At 35.6% G+C, this 582-nt stretch carries 1 protein-coding gene; it reads right to left on the bottom strand.

All coding sequences use genetic code 11. The features are described 5' to 3' along the window. Positions 1-93: 93 nt before the first annotated feature. A complete protein-coding gene (locus EWU23_RS13740; RefSeq protein WP_166233183.1) occupies positions 94-519 on the bottom strand; it encodes a transposase in 426 nt (141 codons plus the stop codon). Positions 520-582: the final 63 nt, after the last annotated feature.

The raw sequence follows: 582 nt of genomic DNA, 5'->3' as shown, positions 1-582 counted from the left end.
ATAAATGATGCTGAACTTTTTCCTGCTTGATTTGTCGGTTCAACTGTTGGTGGACAGCTTGCTTACTCATGCCAAGGCTTCGATATAATTCATTCAAACTGAAGGGATGTTTTTCTCGGGTAAGCCAATAGTATCTGAGGGTTTTGAATCGAATTTTTTTTTAATATCAACCCCATATGCCTGCTCAGCTAGATCAATCATTTTATCCTTAAAATCAAGCAAAATTTGCTTTTGACCGACGATACGCTCTAGTTCAGCTACTTTCTTCTTGAGTAATAACAACTCTTGTGTATCACTCTGTGTTTCTACTATCACTCGCGTTTTATTGGTTTTCATAGTGCCGAATTTAGAAATCCATTTGTACACATTGGTGCCTGATACTTCGTATTGTTTACAAATTTCTGAAACACGAGTTCGACCTTGTTCTATTTCTCGAACTTTCTCAATTTTAAAACTGTCACTAAAATGACGAAGGCGTCTTTGCGACACACTTTGAAGATACGATTTTTTGTTTGCCATGGATAATAGATTTTATGTTTAAAATTTTACTTTTAAACGGTCAACCTATTTCAGGCATTGACA

The sequence above is a fragment of the Aquirufa beregesia genome, assembly GCF_011090385.1.
GTDB classification, from domain to species: Bacteria; Bacteroidota; Bacteroidia; order Cytophagales; family Spirosomataceae; genus Aquirufa; species Aquirufa beregesia.
Note: the sequence above shows the minus strand (reverse complement) of the source record. Positions and strands in the feature narration are given on the sequence as shown.